The sequence below is a fragment of the Arthrobacter sp. Rue61a genome, assembly GCF_000294695.2.
Classification (GTDB): domain Bacteria; phylum Actinomycetota; class Actinomycetes; order Actinomycetales; family Micrococcaceae; genus Arthrobacter; species Arthrobacter aurescens_A.
Window position 1 is genome coordinate 2,914,719 of record NC_018531.1, and the last position, 17,958, is coordinate 2,932,676.

The following is a 17,958-nucleotide window of genomic DNA, read 5'->3' on the forward strand; positions in this document are numbered from 1 at the left end:
TGAGTTCCGGGGGATTTGTTTGTGACCCCAGCGGGATTCGAACCCGCGTTACCGCCGTGAGAGGGCGGCGTACTAGGCCGCTATACGATGGGGCCTTGCACTTTTTGTCACCGTTTCCGGCGATCAAGCTGAATGAGTATTTCATACTTTCAGCTTCACTCCAAATCGCTTCAGCGGCTTGGAGGTTCCGAATTTCCAGCGAATTCACGCGGATTTTCAGAGCTGGGATACCAGGACTCGAACCTAGAATGACGGTACCAGAAACCGTAGTGTTGCCAATTACACCATATCCCAAAGTGACTTTTGGACCGGAGTTCCTCGCGTTGGTTTCCCTCAGCTTTTCCCTCCGTGCCCCTCAGCACGAGTAATGACTCTACCGGAGTCTCGTCACCTGCACAAATCGGAAAGCCGTTACCTGCATCACATGACCCTTAGGCCGGAGTGGGAGCGGTGACCAGCAACCGGGACAGGGAGTCCACTTGGCGTCCGGTGAATGTTTCCACCACTTCCCCCGTCCTGTTGAGCCACACGCCGATCAGGCCGGCCGCGGTTGCACCGTCAGCATCAAGCAACCTGTTGTCGCCCACGTAAAGGGTTTCGCCCGGCCCGGTGCCCAACAGCCGCACGCCTTCGAGGTAGATCGCCGGATCCGGCTTTGGCACACCTACCGTGTCCGTACCCACCAGAACCTTGATCCTGGAGAGACCTGCACCGTCCAGCTTGGCCCGCTGGTAATCATGCACATTGTTGCTGACGGCACCGTAAGGAATGCCTGCGGCATCGAGCGCGTCCAGCACGCCCTCCACATCGTCGAAGGCCCGCACGTACGCCGTCTGGCGCTGGTGATACTCCGTTACCCAGGCCTGCGATTCCTCACCTTCTTCAAGCTCCACACCAAAGTGACCCAAAGCAGCCCTGCCGCGCAGCAGCCGCTGCTCGTTGAACGTCAGCTCGCCGGCCAGGTAGCGGTCGTAGAAGTGAGTAGTTTCGTGGGTAAAGATGCGCCCGAACTTCACCCACCCGGCCTGGTCCAGGCCGGGCAGGAGATGTTCGCTGACGTCGCGGAGCGCCGTTGTCATGGCGTACTCAAGGTCCACCAAGGTGTCGTCAATGTCGAAGAGGACACCGCGGATGGTGCCGAAAGTGCTTGAGATAGCCATGACTGTTTCCGTTGTTAGCCGCGGAAAGCGCGGACGCGTGCGAGGGACGAGTCCTTGCCGAGGATCACCATCGACTCGAACAGCGGCGGGGAAATCCGGCGTCCTGAGATGGCGGTGCGCACAGGCCCGAAAGCTGCCCGCGGTTTGATGCCAAGGTCCTCAACCAGAGCCTGCTTGAGCGCGGTCTGGATATTCTCCGCCGTCCACTCCCCGATAGGCTCCAGTGCCGCCAAGGCAGCATCCAGGACTTCCTCCAGGTTCTGCGGAAGACCCTTGCGGGCATCATCCGCAACGTCAATGGCGTCATCGGCCTTGAACAGGAACGCCAGCATCTCGGGAGCTTCGCCCAGAAGGGTGATTCGCTCCTGAACCAGCGGGGCGGCCTCCGCGAGGATCTCTTCCTGCCGCGGGGTGAGGATCTCTCCGACGAATCCGGCGGCGCGGAGGTAGGGAACCAGCCGCTCCTTGAAGTCCTCGGCCGCAAGCATCCGGACGTGGGTTCCGTTAATGGCTTCGGCTTTCTTGATGTCGAAGCGCGCCGGGTTGCCCAGGACGTCATGGATGTCGAAGTTGGCCACCAACTGCTCCACGGTGAAGATGTCCTCGTCCGCACTCAAGGACCAGCCGAGCAGCGACAGGTAATTCAGCAGGCCCTCGGGGATGAAGCCACGTTCGCGGTGCAGGAACAGGCTGGACTCGGGATCACGCTTGGAAAGCTTCTTGTTGCCCTGGCCCATGACATAGGGCAGGTGACCGAACTCCGGCATGTACTCGGCAACACCGATGGCGTAGAGCGCTCGGTACAGCGCGATCTGACGCGGAGTGGAGCTCAGCAGGTCCTCACCGCGCAGGACGTGCGTGATTCCCATGAGGGCATCGTCCACCGGGTTCACCAGGGTGTACAGGGGGGCGCCGTTGGCACGGACCACGGCGAAGTCGGGTACGGAGCCGGCCTTGAACGTGATTTCACCGCGTACGAGGTCGTTGAACGTCAGGTCCTCATCCGGCATGCGGAGACGCAGGACGGCTTCGCGGCCTTCGGCCTTGAACTGTGCCAGCTGTTCATCCGTCAGGTGGCGGTCGAAGCCGTCGTAGCCCAGCTTCGGATCGCGACCGGCAGCCTTGTGGCGGGCTTCGATCTCATCTGGCGTGGAGTAAGACTCGTAGACGTGTCCCCCGGCCTTGAGCTTGGCGATGACATCCTGGTAGATGTCTCCGCGCTGCGACTGCCGGTACGGCTCGTGTGGTCCGCCAACCTCTACACCCTCATCCCAGTTGATGCCAAGCCATTTGAGGGCATCCAGCAGCTGGTGGTAGCTCTCTTCGCTGTCACGGGCAGAATCCGTGTCCTCGATGCGGAAGATCAGCTTGCCACCGGTGTGGCGCGCATAGGCCCAGTTGAACAGGGCGGTGCGAATCAGGCCAACGTGCGGCGTACCCGTGGGCGACGGGCAAAAACGGACGCGGACCGGAGTCTCGGCGTTGACGGCAGGGATGGCGCTGGAGGCAGCGTTCGACGCAGAAGCAGTAGTCATAGTGGTTCCAACTTTACCGCTTGGCGCCGCTTCGGTTTCCCCGGCTGGGAGCGCCCGACGGCGGTACGCGCCTTTCGTGCGAACGGCGCGTGCCGCCGTCGAGCTGTGGCCTTCGGCGGGGTGCCTAGCGGCGGACCACCGGGTTGGACAGGCGTCCGATGCCTTCGATCTCCACTTCGAAGCGGTCGCCCTCGCTCACCAGTCCGACACCGGCCGGGGTGCCGGTCATGATGACATCACCCGGGAGCAGGGTGAACGCGTGCGAGACGATCGAGACGAGCTCGCGTACGCCGCGGATCATCTGGTTGGTGCTGCCGTCCTGGCGGAGTTCACCATTGAGTCGGCCCTGGATGGACAGGTCTTCGTGGTCCAGCTCGGTTTCGATCCACGGGCCCAGCGGCGCCGACGTATCAAAGCCCTTGGCACGTGCCCACTGGAGGTCCGTCTTCTGGACGTCGCGGGCAGTGAGGTCGTTACCGCACGTGTACCCGAAGATGACATCGTCCGCGCGGTCCTCGGGAACGTCCTTGCAGATGCGGCCGATGACGACGCACAGCTCGGCTTCGAAGGAAACTTCCTCCGAGAATTCCGGAAGGATGATGGGATCGTTCGGGCCGATCACCGAGGTGTTGGGCTTCAGGAAGAGCAGCGGTTGCTGCGGAACCTCGTTGCCGAGTTCGGCAGCGTGCTCGGCGAAGTTCCTGCCGACGCCAATGACTTTGCTGCGGGGAATGATCGGAGCGAGCAACCGCACATCCTCCAGCTTGTGCTTCACGTGGGTACGTTCGACGCCGTTGAAGAAGGGGTCACCGTTGATGACAGTGATTTCCTCACTGCCGGGCTCGCCTTCAACGACGCCGTAAAGGGGATCAGAATCAACTACAAACCGGGCGATACGCATGGGCTCAAGCCTACCGTCAGCGTTTAGCTTCGGAGGTAATCCAACTGGGCCGCGACGGATGTCTCCGCCGCCCACCTGACGGAAGGGTCGACGTCGGGATAAACGGCATCGGTAACGGCAGGTATCGATGCATCCTGTCCCAGGGAATTCAGCGCCGCCCTGATTTGATCGAGCCGCTGCTCACGGTGGTCACGGTACTCGCGGCATTTCTCGTCCAAGGCCGGTAGCACAGGCCCATGTGCGGGCAGCAGTGTTGCGGGCCCCATCGCTTCCAGCTTGTCCAAGCTTGAAAGGTAGTCGCCCAATCGACCATCCGGAAAGTCCAACACGGTGGTGCCACGACCCAAAATGGTGTCCCCCGTGAGGACGGATCCGGTGGGGCCGTCATGAGGGAGATGGAAACAGAGAGAGTCGGACGTGTGGCCCGGGGTTGCCACCACACGGATCTCCACGCCACCCGCGGTCAGGACCTCGCCGCCCATCAGCGGCTCGCCGCCATGGCAATGCTCCAGCAACGCAGCACGCACCGGCGCCCCGGTGATCTGATGGAACCGCGCAGACGCCTCGGTGTGGTCAGCATGCCGGTGAGTGATGAGTACGACGTCCACTACGCCTGCCGATGCCAAGACGGCCAAGTGCTCTTCGTCGTCAGGACCCGGATCCACAACCGCGACGTAAGGGGATCCCGGTGCGCCGATGACGTACGAGTTGGTACCGTCCAGACTCATCGGACCCGGGTTCGGGGCCAATCGGAAACGGGTGAGCTCACTGCTGCGCTGGAGGGAACTGCTGGGCTGGGGGGAACTGCTGGGCTGGGGGGAACTGCTGGGCTGGAGGGAAGAGTCGCCATTGATGGGTGAGTTGCCGGAAGTCGCCTTTGATTCTGAAGTCACTGTCCCATCTTGGCACTGAACCAACCCTCACTCACATCCCACACCCTTCACCCCAACCCTCACTCACATCCCACACCCTTCAACCCAACCCTCTCTCACATCCCACACCCTTCACCCCAACCCTCACTCACATCCCACACCCTTCACCCCAACCCTCACTCACATCCCACGCCCTTCACCCCAACCCTCTCTCACATCCCACACCCTTCCCAAGGCACGACGCCGTCAAGCGGCTGAGGTGCCAGCATCGCCGGCGTCGAACGCCCCTGCCGGAAGGTGAGTCAGGGTTCGACGCAAACCCGAGGGATCTGCGAGAGCATCCACCCCAAACCCGAGGGATCTGCGAGAGCGTCCGCCCCAAACCCGAGGGATCTGCGAGAGCGTCCGGGAAGCAGAACGGCGGCCCTTCCGCTTGTCTGCCAAGTGGAAGGGCCGCCGTCGCGCGTCTTCAGTCGTGCCAGGAAACCCGGGTACTAGACCAGGCGGGTCAGCCAGCCGTGGGTGTCCTCGACGGTTCCGGTTTGGATGCCCAAGAGCTGCTCGCGGATAGCCATGGTGGTTTCCCCGGCCTTCGCGTCTTCGGAGCCGATGAATTCCGTGGCGTCCTTGAGCACACCGATCGGCGTGATCACGGCGGCCGTGCCACAAGCGAAGACTTCGGTGATCTCACCTGAGGCCACGCCGTCACGCCACTCGTCCAGGGTGATCTTGCGCTCTGTCACTTCACGGCCCATGTCCTTGGCCACCTGAATGACGGACATCCGGGTGACGCCTTCAAGGATGGTGCCGCTGAGCGCGGGAGTGACCAGAGAGCCGTCCTTCATGACGAAGAAGACGTTCATGCCACCGAGTTCTTCCACGGCGTCATCGTTGAAGTGGTCAAGGAACAGTACCTGCTTGCAACCGTTCGCTTCGGCTTCCTGCTGCGCAATCAGGGAAGCTGCGTAGTTGCCCCCGCACTTGGCAGCACCGGTACCGCCACGGCCCGCACGGGCGTATTCGCGGGAGATCCAGATGGAGACGGGCTTGAGCTCGCCGCCAAAGTAGTTGCCGGCGGGCGAAGCGATGACGCGGAAAGACACCTCGCGCGCGGCCCGAACACCAAGGAACGCCTCCGTGGCGATCATGAACGGGCGCAGGTAAAGGGCTTCTCCGTCGCCGGAAGGAACCCATTCCTTGTCTGCCTGCACGAGTTCGCGGATGGCACCAAGGAAGTACTCCTCGGGCAACTCCGGGAGGGCGAGGCGGCGTGCGGACTTGTTCAGGCGCGCGGCGTTGGCTTCGGGCCGGAAGGTCCAGACAGAGCCGTCAGCGTGACGGTAGGCCTTGAGGCCTTCGAAGATTTCCTGGCCGTAGTGCAGGACTGCGGCCGAGGGGTCCAGGGAAATGGGTCCGTAGGGCTCGATCCGGGCATTCTGCCAACCGCCATTCCCATCGGCATCAACCTTGTAGTCGACGACGGCGGTGTGGTCGGTGAAGTAGTCGCCGAAGCCTGGGTTCGCCAGGACGGCTGCACGCTCCTCAGCAGACTTCGGGGTTTCCGAAAGCTGCTGGCTGAATTCGACGCCGTGGGCAGTCTGAGTCATGTTTCCTCCACAGTCAGCTACCTGGCAGGGCGAACCGGGCCCCCAAAAGGGTGTGGTTCAGCGATGGACCAGGGAAGCAGGTAAATAATTCAACACAAGCTTACGCCTGAGTAATGGGCCTAAAGTGCGGCCGCGATGGCATCGCCGATGGCAGCTGTGCTGCGTGGCTCACCGGTGCGGCTTTCGACGTCGGCGACTACTGCCGCTTCGATCTTGCGGGCCGCCGTGGTGTAGCCAAGGTGGTCCAGGAGTAGCACTGCGGAGAGGATGGCCGCCGTGGGATCGGCTTTTTGCTGTCCGGCGATATCCGGAGCTGAGCCGTGAACGGGCTCAAACATGGACGGTGCTGTGCGGTCCATGTTGATGTTGCCCGATGCCGCCAGGCCGATGCCGCCTGTGATGGCAGCGGCGAGGTCGGTGAGGATGTCGCCGAACAGGTTGTCGGTGACGATGACATCAAAACGGGAGGGGTCGGTCACCATGAAGATGGTGGCGGCGTCAATGTGCAGGTAGTCGTGGGTGACCTCGGGGAACTCCCGGGCCACGGCCTCGACCGTGCGCTTCCACAAATGACCGGCGAAGACCAGCACATTGTGCTTGTGGACGAGTGTGACGTGCTTGCGCGGGCGATCGCTGGCGCGGCGGAAGGCATCGCGGACAACGCGCTCCACACCGTGAGCCGTGTTGAGGGAAACTTCCGTGGCTACCTCGTGGGGAGTACCGCCCCGGAGGGTGCCGCCGTTGCCCACGTAGGGACCTTCGGTACCTTCGCGGACCACGATGAAATCGATCTCGCCGGGGTTCGCCAGTGGGCTGCCGACGGTGCCGTACAGGCGGGACGGGCGCAGGTTAACATAGTGGTCCAGGCTGAAGCGGAGCTTGAGGAGCATCTCGCGTTCAATGATGCCGGAGGGGATGCGCGTGTCACCCGGGGCTGCACCCACAGCTCCGAAGAGGATGGCATCGCGGGTGCGCAGGTCTGCAAGGACCTCGTCAGGGAGGGTCTCGCCGGTCTCAAGCCAGTGCTGTGCGCCAAGCTTGTAGTTGGTCAGCTCCAGGGCCACGCCCTGGGCGGCGACAGCCTTTTCGAGGACCTTGACGGCTTCAGCGATGACCTCAGGGCCGATGCCGTCGCCGGGGATGACAGCGAGATTGATGGACGTTGCACTCATAGCTCTATCTAGCCAAGCAATCCACATGCTGGTCAAAATCGTCTCACTCTGCGAACGCCTTCTTGCCTGCAGCCTGGGTCGGACTCAGACCACGGCATGATGCCCGAGCATGGAGCGAGCACATAGAGTCATAGCGTGGATAGAAGGCACGAGATATACGAATGGTTCCGGATCAACCGATTCAAAGTTGATATGACGGCCACGTGCCTCCTCATCCTCCTTTTCGGTCCCGTATATCTGGTCGCGGACCGGCCTTGGCTGTTCCTCTTGTCCTGCAGCCTCCTGCTTCCCCTCGCATGGCGACGCACCCGCCCGGCCGTTGCGGCCGGCGTCGTCATCCTGGTGTGCCTCGTCCAGTGGGCGGTGGCTGCCGAACCTGTAGCCGGACAGATAGCCGTCCCGCTTGTCATCTACGCGACGGCTGCTTATGGCCCCGCGTGGGCGAGTCGGACGGTTCTTCTGGCCGGACTGTTAGGTGGGGTCATGCTTACCACCCGACTCTTTTCAACCACCGCTGAGTCCGGCATCCTGGGCCTCACCATCGGTGCGCTCTATACGGTGTTGATCTGGATGCTGGTGCTGGTGAGCTGGACCCTGGGCGACCTCACGCGCGTACGTCGGTTACAGCTCCAGGCCCTTGAGGACCGCACGCGGAGGCTTGAAGTGGAGCAGATGCAGGAACGGAAACTGGCCGCCGCCGATGAACGCTCGCACATTGCCCGGGAGATGCACGACATCGTGGCGCACTCCCTGTCCGTCATCATCACCCAGGCCGACGGTGCCCGTTATGCGGCGGCCGCCAAACCCGAACTCGCGACCGAGGCGTTGGCCACTATTGCGGCCACGGGCCGGGATTCGCTGGGCGAGATGCGAAGACTGCTGGGCGTCCTCCGCTCCGACGACGATTCCCCTACCCGCCCTCAGCCCCGGCTTTCGGACCTGGATGAGCTCCTGCTCGGTTTCCGTGCCGCCACGCTTCAGGTCACCTTTGAACAAAGCGGTGCACCTCGTAGGGCCCTTCCTGCAGGTGCGGAACTGACGGCGTACAGGATCATCCAGGAAGCCCTCACCAACGTGATGAAGCACGCAGGACCAAGAGCGACGGCGGCGGTCACCCTGGCGTGGCAGGCCCGCGGCCTGCAGGTGGACGTCGTCGACGACGGCCGGGGCGCCGCTGCCGATCCGCCGACTGCCGGTGGAGGTAACGGCCTGAGGGGAATGGGCGAGCGTGTCTCGCTCTACGATGGTTCCTTGACCGCAGGCCCGGAACAGGGCGGCGGTTTCCGTGTGTCCGCTTTCATCCCTTATTCGGAGGCCTGAGCCATGCCTGTAGTTCCTTCACCCATCCGGGTGGCACTCGTCGATGACCAGCAATTGGTTCGCTCGGGATTTGGCATGCTGATCAATTCCCAGCCCGACCTCGAAGTTGTGGCCGAAGCAGGCAACGGTATCGAGGCCGTCCAAGCGCTCAGTGCCACCACGGCCGATGTGGTCCTGATGGACGTCCGGATGCCCGGGATGGACGGTATTGAAGCAACCCGTCGCATCCTGGAGCAGGCAGCGGCACAGCCGACGGGTTCGCAGCGGGCTGAGATCAAGATCGTGGTCCTCACCACCTTTGACCTGGACGAGTACGCCCTTGCCGCCATCCAGGCAGGCGCCAGTGGATTCCTCCTGAAGGATGCACCTCCGGAGGAACTTCTCGAGGCCATCCGTACCGTTTTCCGCGGGGACGCCGTGATTGCCCCGTCTACCACCAGACGCCTACTTGACCACGTGGCGCCACTCCTGAGGACGCAGACGCCGGAGCAAACTGAGCATGCTGCCGCCGTCGAGCGCCTTACCGCCCGCGAGCGCGAGGTGTTCCAGCTGATTGCGCAGGGACAGTCAAACCCGGAGATCGCGGCGGGGCTGTTCCTTTCCGAGGCCACGGTCAAGACCCATGTAGGGCATATCCTGGCGAAGCTAGGCGCACGGGACCGCGTTCAAGTGGTGGTCATCGCGTATGAAACCGGTGTCGTAGCCCCTGGCACCTAGAAGGAACATCCGGCTGGCTCATACCGGCCGACTGCCAGTCTCAGACCACGGTATGAGCAGGCACCCGGAACAATGGGCCCGCGGCCCGATCCAGCAGGGCAGCCCTGAACCATAGCGTGGAACCATGACAACTTTCACGTCTCTCCCCCACCCGTCAGGAACCGATCGCCCCGCAGGCTCGGCAGGCGCCCAGGCCCGTCCCGCCGTGGAGGCTCATGAGCTGACCAAGAGCTACGGCCGCGCCGATACCACCGTCACGGCCCTGAACAAAGTGTCCTTGAGCTTCGACGCCGGGAAGTTCACTGCCATCATGGGACCGTCCGGTTCCGGCAAGTCCACTTTGATGCATTGCCTCGCCGGCTTGGATACGGCTGATTCCGGGCGGATTGTGCTGGGCGGCACGGAACTGACGGGGCTGAACGACCGCCAGCTCACGGCGCTCCGCCGCGAGAGGATCGGCTTTGTTTTCCAGGCGTTCAACCTTGTGCCCACCTTGACTGCCGAACAGAACATCACGCTCCCCCTCGCCTTGGCAGGAACCACTGCCGACGCCGGATGGCTGGACACCGTTGTCAGCACCCTTGGGCTCAAGGACCGTTTGAAGCACCGGCCGCATGAGCTCTCGGGCGGCCAGCAGCAGCGTGTGGCGGTTGCCCGGGCGTTGCTCACGCGTCCCGACGTCGTGTTCGGCGACGAACCTACCGGCAACCTGGACTCAAGGGCGGGCGGAGAAGTCCTGGCGTTGCTGCGCCGGAGCAGCCAGGAGATGGGGCAGACCATCATCATGGTCACGCACGATCCCGTGGCAGCCAGCTACGCGGACCGGGTGGTGCTGATGAGCGACGGAGGACTGGTGGGCGAGATTCACGATCCCACAGCAGACTCTGTGCTCGTTGCACTTGGCAAGCTGGGGGCTTAAAGCATGTTGCGTGTTGCCCTTTCCCAATTGACCACACATTTCCGGCGGTTCGTGGCCATCGGGCTTGCCGTGATGTTGTCCGTCATGTTCCTCTCGGCCACCCTCATGGTGGGTGCGAGCACCAATGCGTCGCTGGGCGCGAGCATCGGTGAGGCGTACCGGAACGCGGATGTTGTGGCTACGTCCAAGAACGGGGAGCCGTTCAGCCAGGCTGCGGTGGACTCGGCGGTTTCCTCCCCCGCCGTGCAGGACAGCTATGCGGAGCGTTCCACCTACGTGACGTTCGAGGCTGGTGGCGGTGAGCAGTACGGACGCCTGCGCAGTGCGGCGCCGGCTTCCCTGGAGAGTGCAGTGCTGTCCTCGGGGTCCATGCCATCGAGCGCCTTGGAAGCCACGGTTGACGTCAAGACTGCCGACCATCTGGGCCTCAATGTCGGCAGCACCTTGGAGCTGCGGGGCGCGGGACCCGTCAAGACGGCGAAGGTGACCATTTCGGGCTTGACGAAAGCTACCAACGATCCTTTCTCGGCATCGGCTGCCCAGCTGGTTGGTTCTGAGTCTGTACTGAACGCTGTCCAGGACGCGGGCGCCGGGTATTCGGGGCTGCAGTTCGTACTCAAGCCCGGGGAAGACGCCACCGCAGCAAAGGACTACATCGCGCACCGAATGGAAGCAGCAGGTGCGGTCGAGCCCGTGCTGGAAACGGCGCAGGAGAAGGTCACCTCCACCGTGGCCATGCTCAGTGCAGGCCAGGACCAGCTGACCGTGGTGCTGCTCGCCTTCGCAGGAGTGGCCATCCTCGTTTCCACTTTGGTGGTGGCCAATACGTTCTCCGTTCTGGTGGCTCAACGGACCAGGGAGTTGGCTTTGCTCCGCTGCTTGGGGGCCGGCCGGGCACAGATCCGCGGCTCAGTCATGGTGGAGGCCCTGGTGGTCGGCTTCATTTCTTCAGTCCTGGGTGTCCTTGCTGCCACCGGCCTGATGACGGGCTTGATTGCCTGGGCGAAGTCCCAGCCCGAGCAAGCGTTCGCGACGTTGGCTGTACCGCCGTCGGCCATCATCGCCGGCCTGGTAGCCGGAACGCTCCTGACCGTGGTGGCTGCACTGGTACCCGCGAAGGCGGCAACCGCCGTCGCTCCCCTTGCCGCCCTCCGCCCGGCAGACGACGCCTCCGTGGGTAACCGACGCGGTAAGGTACGCCTGATCCTGGGCCTGGTGGCCATGCTGGGCGGAGCAGCCTTGCTGGTGTACGGCAGCATGACTGTCTCCTTGCTGGTGGCACTGCTCGGTGGTGCTGCCTCGTTTGTGGGCATCCTGCTTTGCTCCACCCTGTTCATCCCCTCCGTGGTGGCCTTGGCCGGCCGTCTGGCCGCACCGGCCGGTGTGCCCGGCAAGCTTGCGGCCGTCAACGCGACGCGAAACCCTGCCCGCACCTCCGCTACGGCCGCTGCGCTGCTGATCGGTGTCACGCTGGTCTCCCTCATGATGACCGGAGCGGCTACGTCCAGACATGCATTCAACGACACCTTGGCGGAGAACTATCCGGTGGACCTGTCCGCCCAGACAACAGTGGACGCCAGCGACCCCGCGCAGGCTGTTGCCCGGATCAAAGCGCTCGACGGCGTCAGCGCTGCAGTGCTGCTGCAGCCGGTGGGAACACTGGCTGACGGAGCCACGCCCGACGCCGGCACTACCATCTACGGGCTCTCCGCCGCTGATGCCGCATCAGTACTGCGCGACAACAATCTCAAGCCGACGCCGGGCACCGTATACCTGCCTGAAGACTCTCCGGAGGGACCAGCCGAGATCTCGACGGCGGCAGGCAGCGTTACGCTCGACGCCAAGGTTCTGCGCACCCGCCACGTACCCGCCTTCGTGGAGACTTCCAGTATCTCCTCGGCTGCGCTGCCGGAAACGCCCGGCATGGTGTGGGTGAAACTGGACGATTCGGTATCCGGGGACCGGGTTCAGGCCATCCAGAAGGAAATCGCATCGACGCTGGGTGTTCATGAGCGCACAGTCAGCGGTGCGGCCATTGAGCGGGTGACTTTCAACAGCATTATCGATGTCCTGTTGCTGGTAGTCACAGGCCTCTTAGGGGTCGCGGTGGTCATCGCGCTGATCGGCGTAGCCAACACGTTGTCACTTTCTGTCCTGGAGCGAACACGCGAGAACTCCTTGCTCCGGGCCTTGGGACTGACCAGGGGTCAACTCCGCGGGATGCTGGCCATCGAGGCCGTGCTCGTCGCTGGTGTGGCCGCAATCATGGGCGCAGGCCTGGGCATCGTTTACGGCTGGCTCGGCGCACAGGCAACCCTGGGAGGGGTAGCCACTGTTGTTCCGGCGGTGCCGTGGGTGCAACTGGCGGCCGTTTTTGGGGTCGCCGTGGTTGCCGGGCTCCTGGCTTCCGTGGTTCCTGCCCGGCGCGCGGCACGATTGTCGCCCGTTGAGGGGCTGGCAACCGCCTAAGTCGCTCTCTCACATCATCACGCCAAACGAGAATCGCTCTCTCACTTCCTGCGGTCAAACCGACGGGAAGTGAGAGAGCGATTCTCAATGAGGGCTGTTATGTGAGAGAGGGACTAAGCCTCGGCGGGTTCCTCGTAGCGCGGGAAGACCGGCGCAGGCGCGGGCAATTCGGTGCCGGCAACAATCGGTGTGGCGACAGCCGCGAATTGACGCGACTCGCCTTCCGGCTGTCCGAGAACTTCCAGGAGCTTGGCGGACGACGACGGCATGACCGGCTGAGCGAGGATCGCCACGATGCGGACAACTTCCAAGGTGACGTACAGGACCGTGTTCATACGTTCCAGATCGGTCTTGCGCAGCACCCACGGAGCCTGCTCTGCGAAGTAGGCATTGGTGTCGCCCAAAACAGTCCAGATGGCCTCGAGGGCCCTGCTGAATTCCTGCTTGTCGAACGCGGCACGTGCGGTGTCCAGCAGCTCACCGGCCTGTGCCAGCAAGGCTTTGTCCTCTGCCGTGAACTCTCCGGGTTCGGGAACCCTGCCCTCGCAGTTCTTCGCAACCATGGACAGCGAACGCTGGGCGAGGTTGCCGAAGTTGTTGGCCAGATCCGAATTCATACGCCCCACGATGGCCTCGTGGTTGTAGTTGCCATCCGCCCCGAAAGGAACTTCGCGGAGGAAGAAGTAGCGGCACTGGTCCAGGCCGTACTGGGCGACGAAGTCCTGCGGTGCCACAACGTTGCCCAGGGATTTGGACATCTTCACACCGTTGTTGGTGAGGAAGCCATGAATCATGACCCGTTTGGGCAGTTCCAGCCCGGCGCTCATGAGGAAAGCGGGCCAGTAGATGGCGTGGAAGCGGGAGATGTCCTTGCCGATAACGTGGACGTCGGCGGGCCAGAACTTCTTGAAGGATTCCGACTCGATGTCCGGGTAGCCGACGCCGGTCAGGTAGTTGGTGAGTGCGTCAACCCAGACGTACATGACGTGCTTCTCGTCGCCCGGAACCGGGACGCCCCAGTCGAAGGTGGTGCGGCTGATGGACAGGTCCTCCAAGCCGCGCCTGACGAAGCTGATGACCTCGTTGAAGCGGGATTGCGGCGCGCCGAACTCAGGCTGTTCCTCGTACAGGGCAAGCAGTTTGTCCTGGTAGTTCGAGAGCCGGAAGAAGTAGCTTTCCTCGGCCGTCCAAGTGACCAGGGTGTCCGTCTCCTTGGAGTAGCGGAGCCCGTCATCCTTCACCACGGTGTCGTCTTCGACGTAGTAGGCCTCGTCGCGGACGGAGTACCAGCCCTCGTACTTGGACAGGTAGATATCGCCGTTGGCTTCCATCTTCTTCCAGATGGCTTGGGAAGCGGCGTAGTGGTCCTGATCCGTGGTGCGGATGAAGCGGTCATGGGAGATGCCCAAGTCCTGGCTCATCTGCTTGAAGGCGGCCGAATTGCGGTCAGCGAGCTGCTTGGCAGTGATGCCTTCCTTCTCGGCTGACTGCTGCATTTTGAGTCCGTGCTCATCCGTTCCGGTCATGAAGAACACCTCATGGCCGTCAAGGCGCTTGAAGCGCGCCATGGCATCAGTCGCGATGACCTCGTAGGCGTGGCCGATGTGCGGCACGCCATTGGGGTAGCTGATTGCGGTGGTGATGTAGAACGGGGATTTCTCTGGAGACGTCACTCTAAGAAGTTACCTTTTTTTGGGATGAAATAGCTCAGTTAAGTTCGGTCAGCGTATCGCTGAGCCGCACCAGCTCATGGTCGTGGGAGGCAACCAGGACGGCAATGCCATCGCTGGTGGTGTCCTTAAGGATGCCGATGATGCGGTTCGCCGCGGCACGGTCAAGGCTGGCGGTAGGCTCGTCCACCACCAGTACGCGGGTTCCCAGGATCAGTGCACGGGCAATTGCGACTCGCTGGCGTTCACCGCCGGAGAGCTGGGCGGGACGGTGACGCATGCGGCGTCCGAGCCCCACCAGGTCCAGGAGGTCCTTGGCCATTTCGGTGCGCTGTTCAACTTCGCCGTCGGGTACTGCGGGAAGCAGGACGTTCTCAAGGGCACTCATACCGTCGATCAAGGCGCCGCCCTGGTCCACGTATCCAATGAGTGCCCGCCGGCGGTCCGCGATCTCGTCGTCGCCCATGGTGTCCAGCGCCTGGCCCTCCCAGAAGACCTTGCCCGACGTCGGGAGCGTAAGTCCCGCGCTGACCGTCAGGATACTGGTCTTACCGGAGCCGCTTCGCCCGGCGATGCAGTGCATCTCACCTGCGTGCAGGGTGAGGTTGAAGTCGTCCACGACGTCGACTTCCTCGGCTCCGCCTTTATCGCCACCGTAGTGGATGGTGACCCGGCTCAGTTCCAAGGGAGTTGCGTGGTCCGTGGCCCTCACGATGGTGTTGGCACGGGTCTGCAGCGACTCGTCCGCGGGTTCCGGGGTGGCCGTCTTCTCGGGGTTGAGGTTGTCAGTCATTTGACTACTTTCGTTGCAATCGGAATCCAGCAAATTACGGCCAACAGTCCGGCCAGCCCGGCCCAAAGAGCCGCGTAGGGAGCCAGGAGCAATCCCAGCCCCAGGGCACCAAGGACACCCAGGGGAAGTGCCACGGTGCCCACAAGTGCGTTCTCAAAGAAGCGGACCTGGCCAAGCATGTCCGGGTTCCAGCCCATGGCACGCAATGTACCGAGGTACTCCCGCTTGGCGTGGAGCTCGAAGCGGCCGGTGACCAAGGTCAAGAGGAGGCCAACAACCACACCGAAGACCGCGAGGATGACGCTCGGCAAGGCGATGCTGGCAGCGGCCAGACCACTCAAAGCACTGGCGCCGGCTGCTCGGGGGATGTCGATCAGGAGTGCGATCAGGGCGCCCACCGCTGCGCCGAACACGCCGACAGCCACGGCGAGGGAGATCGAGTTGAAGCGGTTGGTGGTGAGCTGCCTGTTGGCGAACGTCAGGGGCGAGTCCACGGTCACCAGGCGCTCATCGTGCTGCGGTTCCTGATCAATCACCACTCGGTGGCGCAACTGCTGGGCAGCCAGCAGTGCCGCGCCGGAATAGATGACCAGCATGGTCACGGAGACGATTACCGTGGCGATATTCCAACTCAGCAGGCTGAGGATAATACCGGCGGCCGCGAGGGCTGCGGCGCCCACGGCAAACTCCTCCAAGACCCAGGAACGGATGCGTTTCTGCGTCCAACCCATGGCCCTGAGGATTCCGGCTTCGCTCCTGCGTTGGCGGATGTAACTCACGGTGGAAGCACCCGTCAGGAGCGTTGCACCCAGCAGTGTCAGGAACAGCAGGGTGATGTTGGTTCCGGTGAGGGATCCTGTGACGGCGTCGGCCGCGTCCTGGCGCACCCACGACTGCTGGACGGTGCCCAGCGGTGACTCCTTGCCGGCGTCGTCCTTGCTGTAACCGGGGACGAAAATATTGGCGTCTTCACGGGCGGAACCAGCCACAACAGTTGCCTCAAGGCCGAGTTCACGGATTTGCGTGGCCAGTTTCTCTACCTCGGGCTGTGCCGTCTTCCAATTACCGGTAGCTGACGCCTTGACCCGTACGGCGTCAATGACATCCGCGTTGCTGTCGTATCCACGCGCGGCTGCAAGACCGTAGTAATCGGTGATGGCGCCGGCGGACTGGCTGACCAGACCTGTAGCACTCAGCGAGGGCTTCAGTTGCGTGCCCTCAACGTCTTTGCCCTCAGCGTCTTTTGTCAGGGTCATGGGAGTGGGGTCGTAGCCACCCAGGGGCAGCTTGTTGACATCCCCGGCCGCTGCCTGGACATCTGCAGGGTCAAAAGTGCCGTACACCATGGGCAGCGGCGTGGCCGGCTTCTTGCCCGTTTCCAGGTCTTCACGGTACGAACGCTCGTCAACCGGCTTACGCTGCGTCTGGTCCACGGCAGCCCCGAAGGACGACTTCTCAGGCAGACGGTTGACTGTTACCCAGTCCCCCGGTGTGGCGCTCTTTTCCGATGCTCCGTTGGCGGCTTCGTCACCGTCCTGGTACTGCGGAGCGGCGGCAAACGCAGTGCTCCAGGTGGCCGGGTTGTACAAACCCTGGCTGAAGGAGGCAGTGCTGCCCAGCAGTTTGCTGTAATCAGTGGATCCCGGCCATTCAAGGGCAAACGGGGACTTGGACACGAACGGAAGGTAATCCTTGTCCAGGGACCGCGTTACGGTGCCCACCTCATTGACCACCTTGCCGCTTGCATCAAGTTCCTCGATTTTGACCGAGTACTGCAGGTCAAGGGAGGTTCCGGAACGGACAATCAGCGGGATGGCCTGTGAGTCATCAGTCAGCAGGCCGTCGCGTTTGGCTTGCTGGTACTGGGTCATCAGCGGGGCCCAGTACTTGAGCTTGACGCCCAGGAAATCCGGCCCTTCTTCCAACTGGTCCATGCTGAGGCCGGTGGTGAAGAGACTCTCGAAGTGACGTCCGATGGCGCCCGCGTCACGCGCATCTGCCGGCGGGGCCTTCTCCAGCGGTGCCAGGAAATCTCCTGCGGACCCCAGCAATGCCCGCTCCGCGGCAGGGTCGACGGCGACGACGGACTCTGTCACCTCTGGCGCCAGGGGAAGCGCTACGGAGAGGTTGAAGAGGTTGTGCTCCGAGCCCAAGGCGGGGGCAGGGAACTTGACGCCGGTCTCGCCTTCGGGACCCGCGATCCGGACGTTGGAGCCGCCCGCAGTCTGCTCCTGGATCAGGCGGCCCTTGCCCAAAGTGCCTTCAGCGCTGGTTTTGAAAAGAGTTTGTTGGTTCACGCCATCCGAGCTCGTGGCGGAGGCTGTGAGACGGTACTTCTTGGGGGAATCGGGCAGCACGGATTCCGGGGCAGGCCATTTGCCCGAATCCATGGCGGAGGGGTCCCCCGCAGTCATGGCGCCAGCAAGCCCTGCATTGTAGCCCAGGTAGTCCATGGCATTGAGGCGCGGAGCCTCAAGGTTCTGCGACACACGCGAGACAAGGCTGATGGGTGCGGCCACAGCCGTTTGGCCCATGGTCCGGATCTTCTCCAACTGCTCAAAGCTGATTCCGCCTTGGCCGTTCGCGATTTCCGGCTGGATCAATGCGCCGCCGTCGCCATCTTGTGATTGGTCAGGTTTGGCCTGGACCAGGATGTCGTAGAGTCCCCGCGAGTTCTCGTCCACTGTCCTGTTCAGAGCAGCCTGCGACTGGCTCTGGACGAGGACGGACAAGCACATTGCGACGATCAAAATGGCCGCGGTCAGCAGCAGCACACGGCTTCTGATGAACCTTTGGACGGCGTTCATTGGGCTCCCTGAGACC

Annotated in this window: 13 protein-coding genes and 2 tRNA genes; 4 read left to right on the forward strand and 11 right to left on the reverse strand. The window is 63.0% G+C overall.

Features of this window, described 5'->3' with window-relative positions:
• Positions 1-22 precede the first annotated feature (22 nt).
• The 8 genes from ARUE_RS13245 to ARUE_RS13280 form a co-directional block, all read right to left on the reverse strand.
• A tRNA-Glu gene (locus ARUE_RS13245) sits at positions 23-95 on the reverse strand.
• A 127-nt stretch (positions 96-222) separates the two neighbouring features.
• Positions 223-294, reverse strand: a tRNA-Gln gene (locus tag ARUE_RS13250).
• 137 nt (positions 295-431) lie between these two features.
• Positions 432-1,160: an HAD family hydrolase gene (locus ARUE_RS13255; protein WP_011775159.1), complete on the reverse strand. Its 729-nt coding sequence runs from the start codon at positions 1,158-1,160 to the stop codon at positions 432-434.
• Between the two features lie 14 nt (positions 1,161-1,174).
• Entirely contained in the window at positions 1,175-2,695 is a 1,521-nt protein-coding gene (gene gltX, locus ARUE_RS13260; RefSeq protein ID WP_011775160.1) for a glutamate--tRNA ligase, read from the reverse strand.
• 124 nt (positions 2,696-2,819) lie between these two features.
• Complete coding sequence (locus ARUE_RS13265; protein WP_011775161.1) at positions 2,820-3,596, reverse strand: fumarylacetoacetate hydrolase family protein; 777 nt, start codon at positions 3,594-3,596, stop codon at positions 2,820-2,822.
• 23 nt (positions 3,597-3,619) lie between these two features.
• Positions 3,620-4,345: an MBL fold metallo-hydrolase gene (locus ARUE_RS13270; RefSeq protein WP_051025094.1), complete on the reverse strand. Its 726-nt coding sequence runs from the start codon at positions 4,343-4,345 to the stop codon at positions 3,620-3,622.
• 617 nt (positions 4,346-4,962) lie between these two features.
• Positions 4,963-6,075, reverse strand: a complete 1,113-nt coding sequence (locus ARUE_RS13275; protein WP_011775163.1) for a branched-chain amino acid aminotransferase — start codon at positions 6,073-6,075, stop codon at positions 4,963-4,965.
• Between the two features lie 119 nt (positions 6,076-6,194).
• Positions 6,195-7,247, reverse strand: coding sequence for a 3-isopropylmalate dehydrogenase (locus tag ARUE_RS13280; protein WP_043470392.1), 1,053 nt, complete (start codon positions 7,245-7,247; stop codon positions 6,195-6,197).
• A 135-nt stretch (positions 7,248-7,382) separates the two neighbouring features.
• On the opposite strand from ARUE_RS13280, the gene ARUE_RS13285 reads away from it, so the two are divergent.
• The 4 genes from ARUE_RS13285 to ARUE_RS13300 all read left to right on the forward strand — a co-directional run bounded on the left by ARUE_RS13285 (position 7,383) and on the right by ARUE_RS13300 (position 12,672).
• Positions 7,383-8,567 (forward strand): sensor histidine kinase, encoded by a 1,185-nt coding sequence (locus ARUE_RS13285; protein WP_011775165.1) that lies wholly within the window; start codon positions 7,383-7,385, stop codon positions 8,565-8,567.
• A 3-nt stretch (positions 8,568-8,570) separates the two neighbouring features.
• The gene (locus ARUE_RS13290) at positions 8,571-9,284 is read left to right on the forward strand and encodes a response regulator (protein ID WP_011775166.1); all 714 of its coding nucleotides are present in this window, start codon (positions 8,571-8,573) and stop codon (positions 9,282-9,284) included.
• Positions 9,285-9,408: 124 nt separating this feature from the next.
• Entirely contained in the window at positions 9,409-10,203 is a 795-nt protein-coding gene (locus ARUE_RS13295) for an ABC transporter ATP-binding protein (protein WP_011775167.1), read from the forward strand.
• A gap of 3 nt (positions 10,204-10,206) precedes the next feature.
• Positions 10,207-12,672 (forward strand): ABC transporter permease, encoded by a 2,466-nt coding sequence (locus tag ARUE_RS13300; protein WP_014922108.1) that lies wholly within the window; start codon positions 10,207-10,209, stop codon positions 12,670-12,672.
• Between the two features lie 113 nt (positions 12,673-12,785).
• Here ARUE_RS13300 and metG read toward each other — a convergent pair whose 3' ends face one another.
• Genes metG through ARUE_RS13315 form a run of 3 tightly spaced genes read right to left on the reverse strand, consistent with a single transcriptional unit; the run spans position 12,786 to position 17,942 of the window.
• Positions 12,786-14,345, reverse strand: a complete 1,560-nt coding sequence (gene metG, locus ARUE_RS13305) for a methionine--tRNA ligase (protein ID WP_014922109.1) — start codon at positions 14,343-14,345, stop codon at positions 12,786-12,788.
• Between the two features lie 34 nt (positions 14,346-14,379).
• Positions 14,380-15,135: an ABC transporter ATP-binding protein gene (locus ARUE_RS13310; RefSeq protein ID WP_011775170.1), complete on the reverse strand. Its 756-nt coding sequence runs from the start codon at positions 15,133-15,135 to the stop codon at positions 14,380-14,382.
• On the reverse strand, positions 15,132-17,942 hold the full coding sequence (locus tag ARUE_RS13315) for an FtsX-like permease family protein (protein ID WP_014922110.1): 2,811 nt from the start codon (positions 17,940-17,942) through the stop codon (positions 15,132-15,134). The genes ARUE_RS13310 and ARUE_RS13315 overlap by 4 nt, the downstream gene beginning before the upstream one ends.
• Positions 17,943-17,958 lie beyond the last annotated feature (16 nt).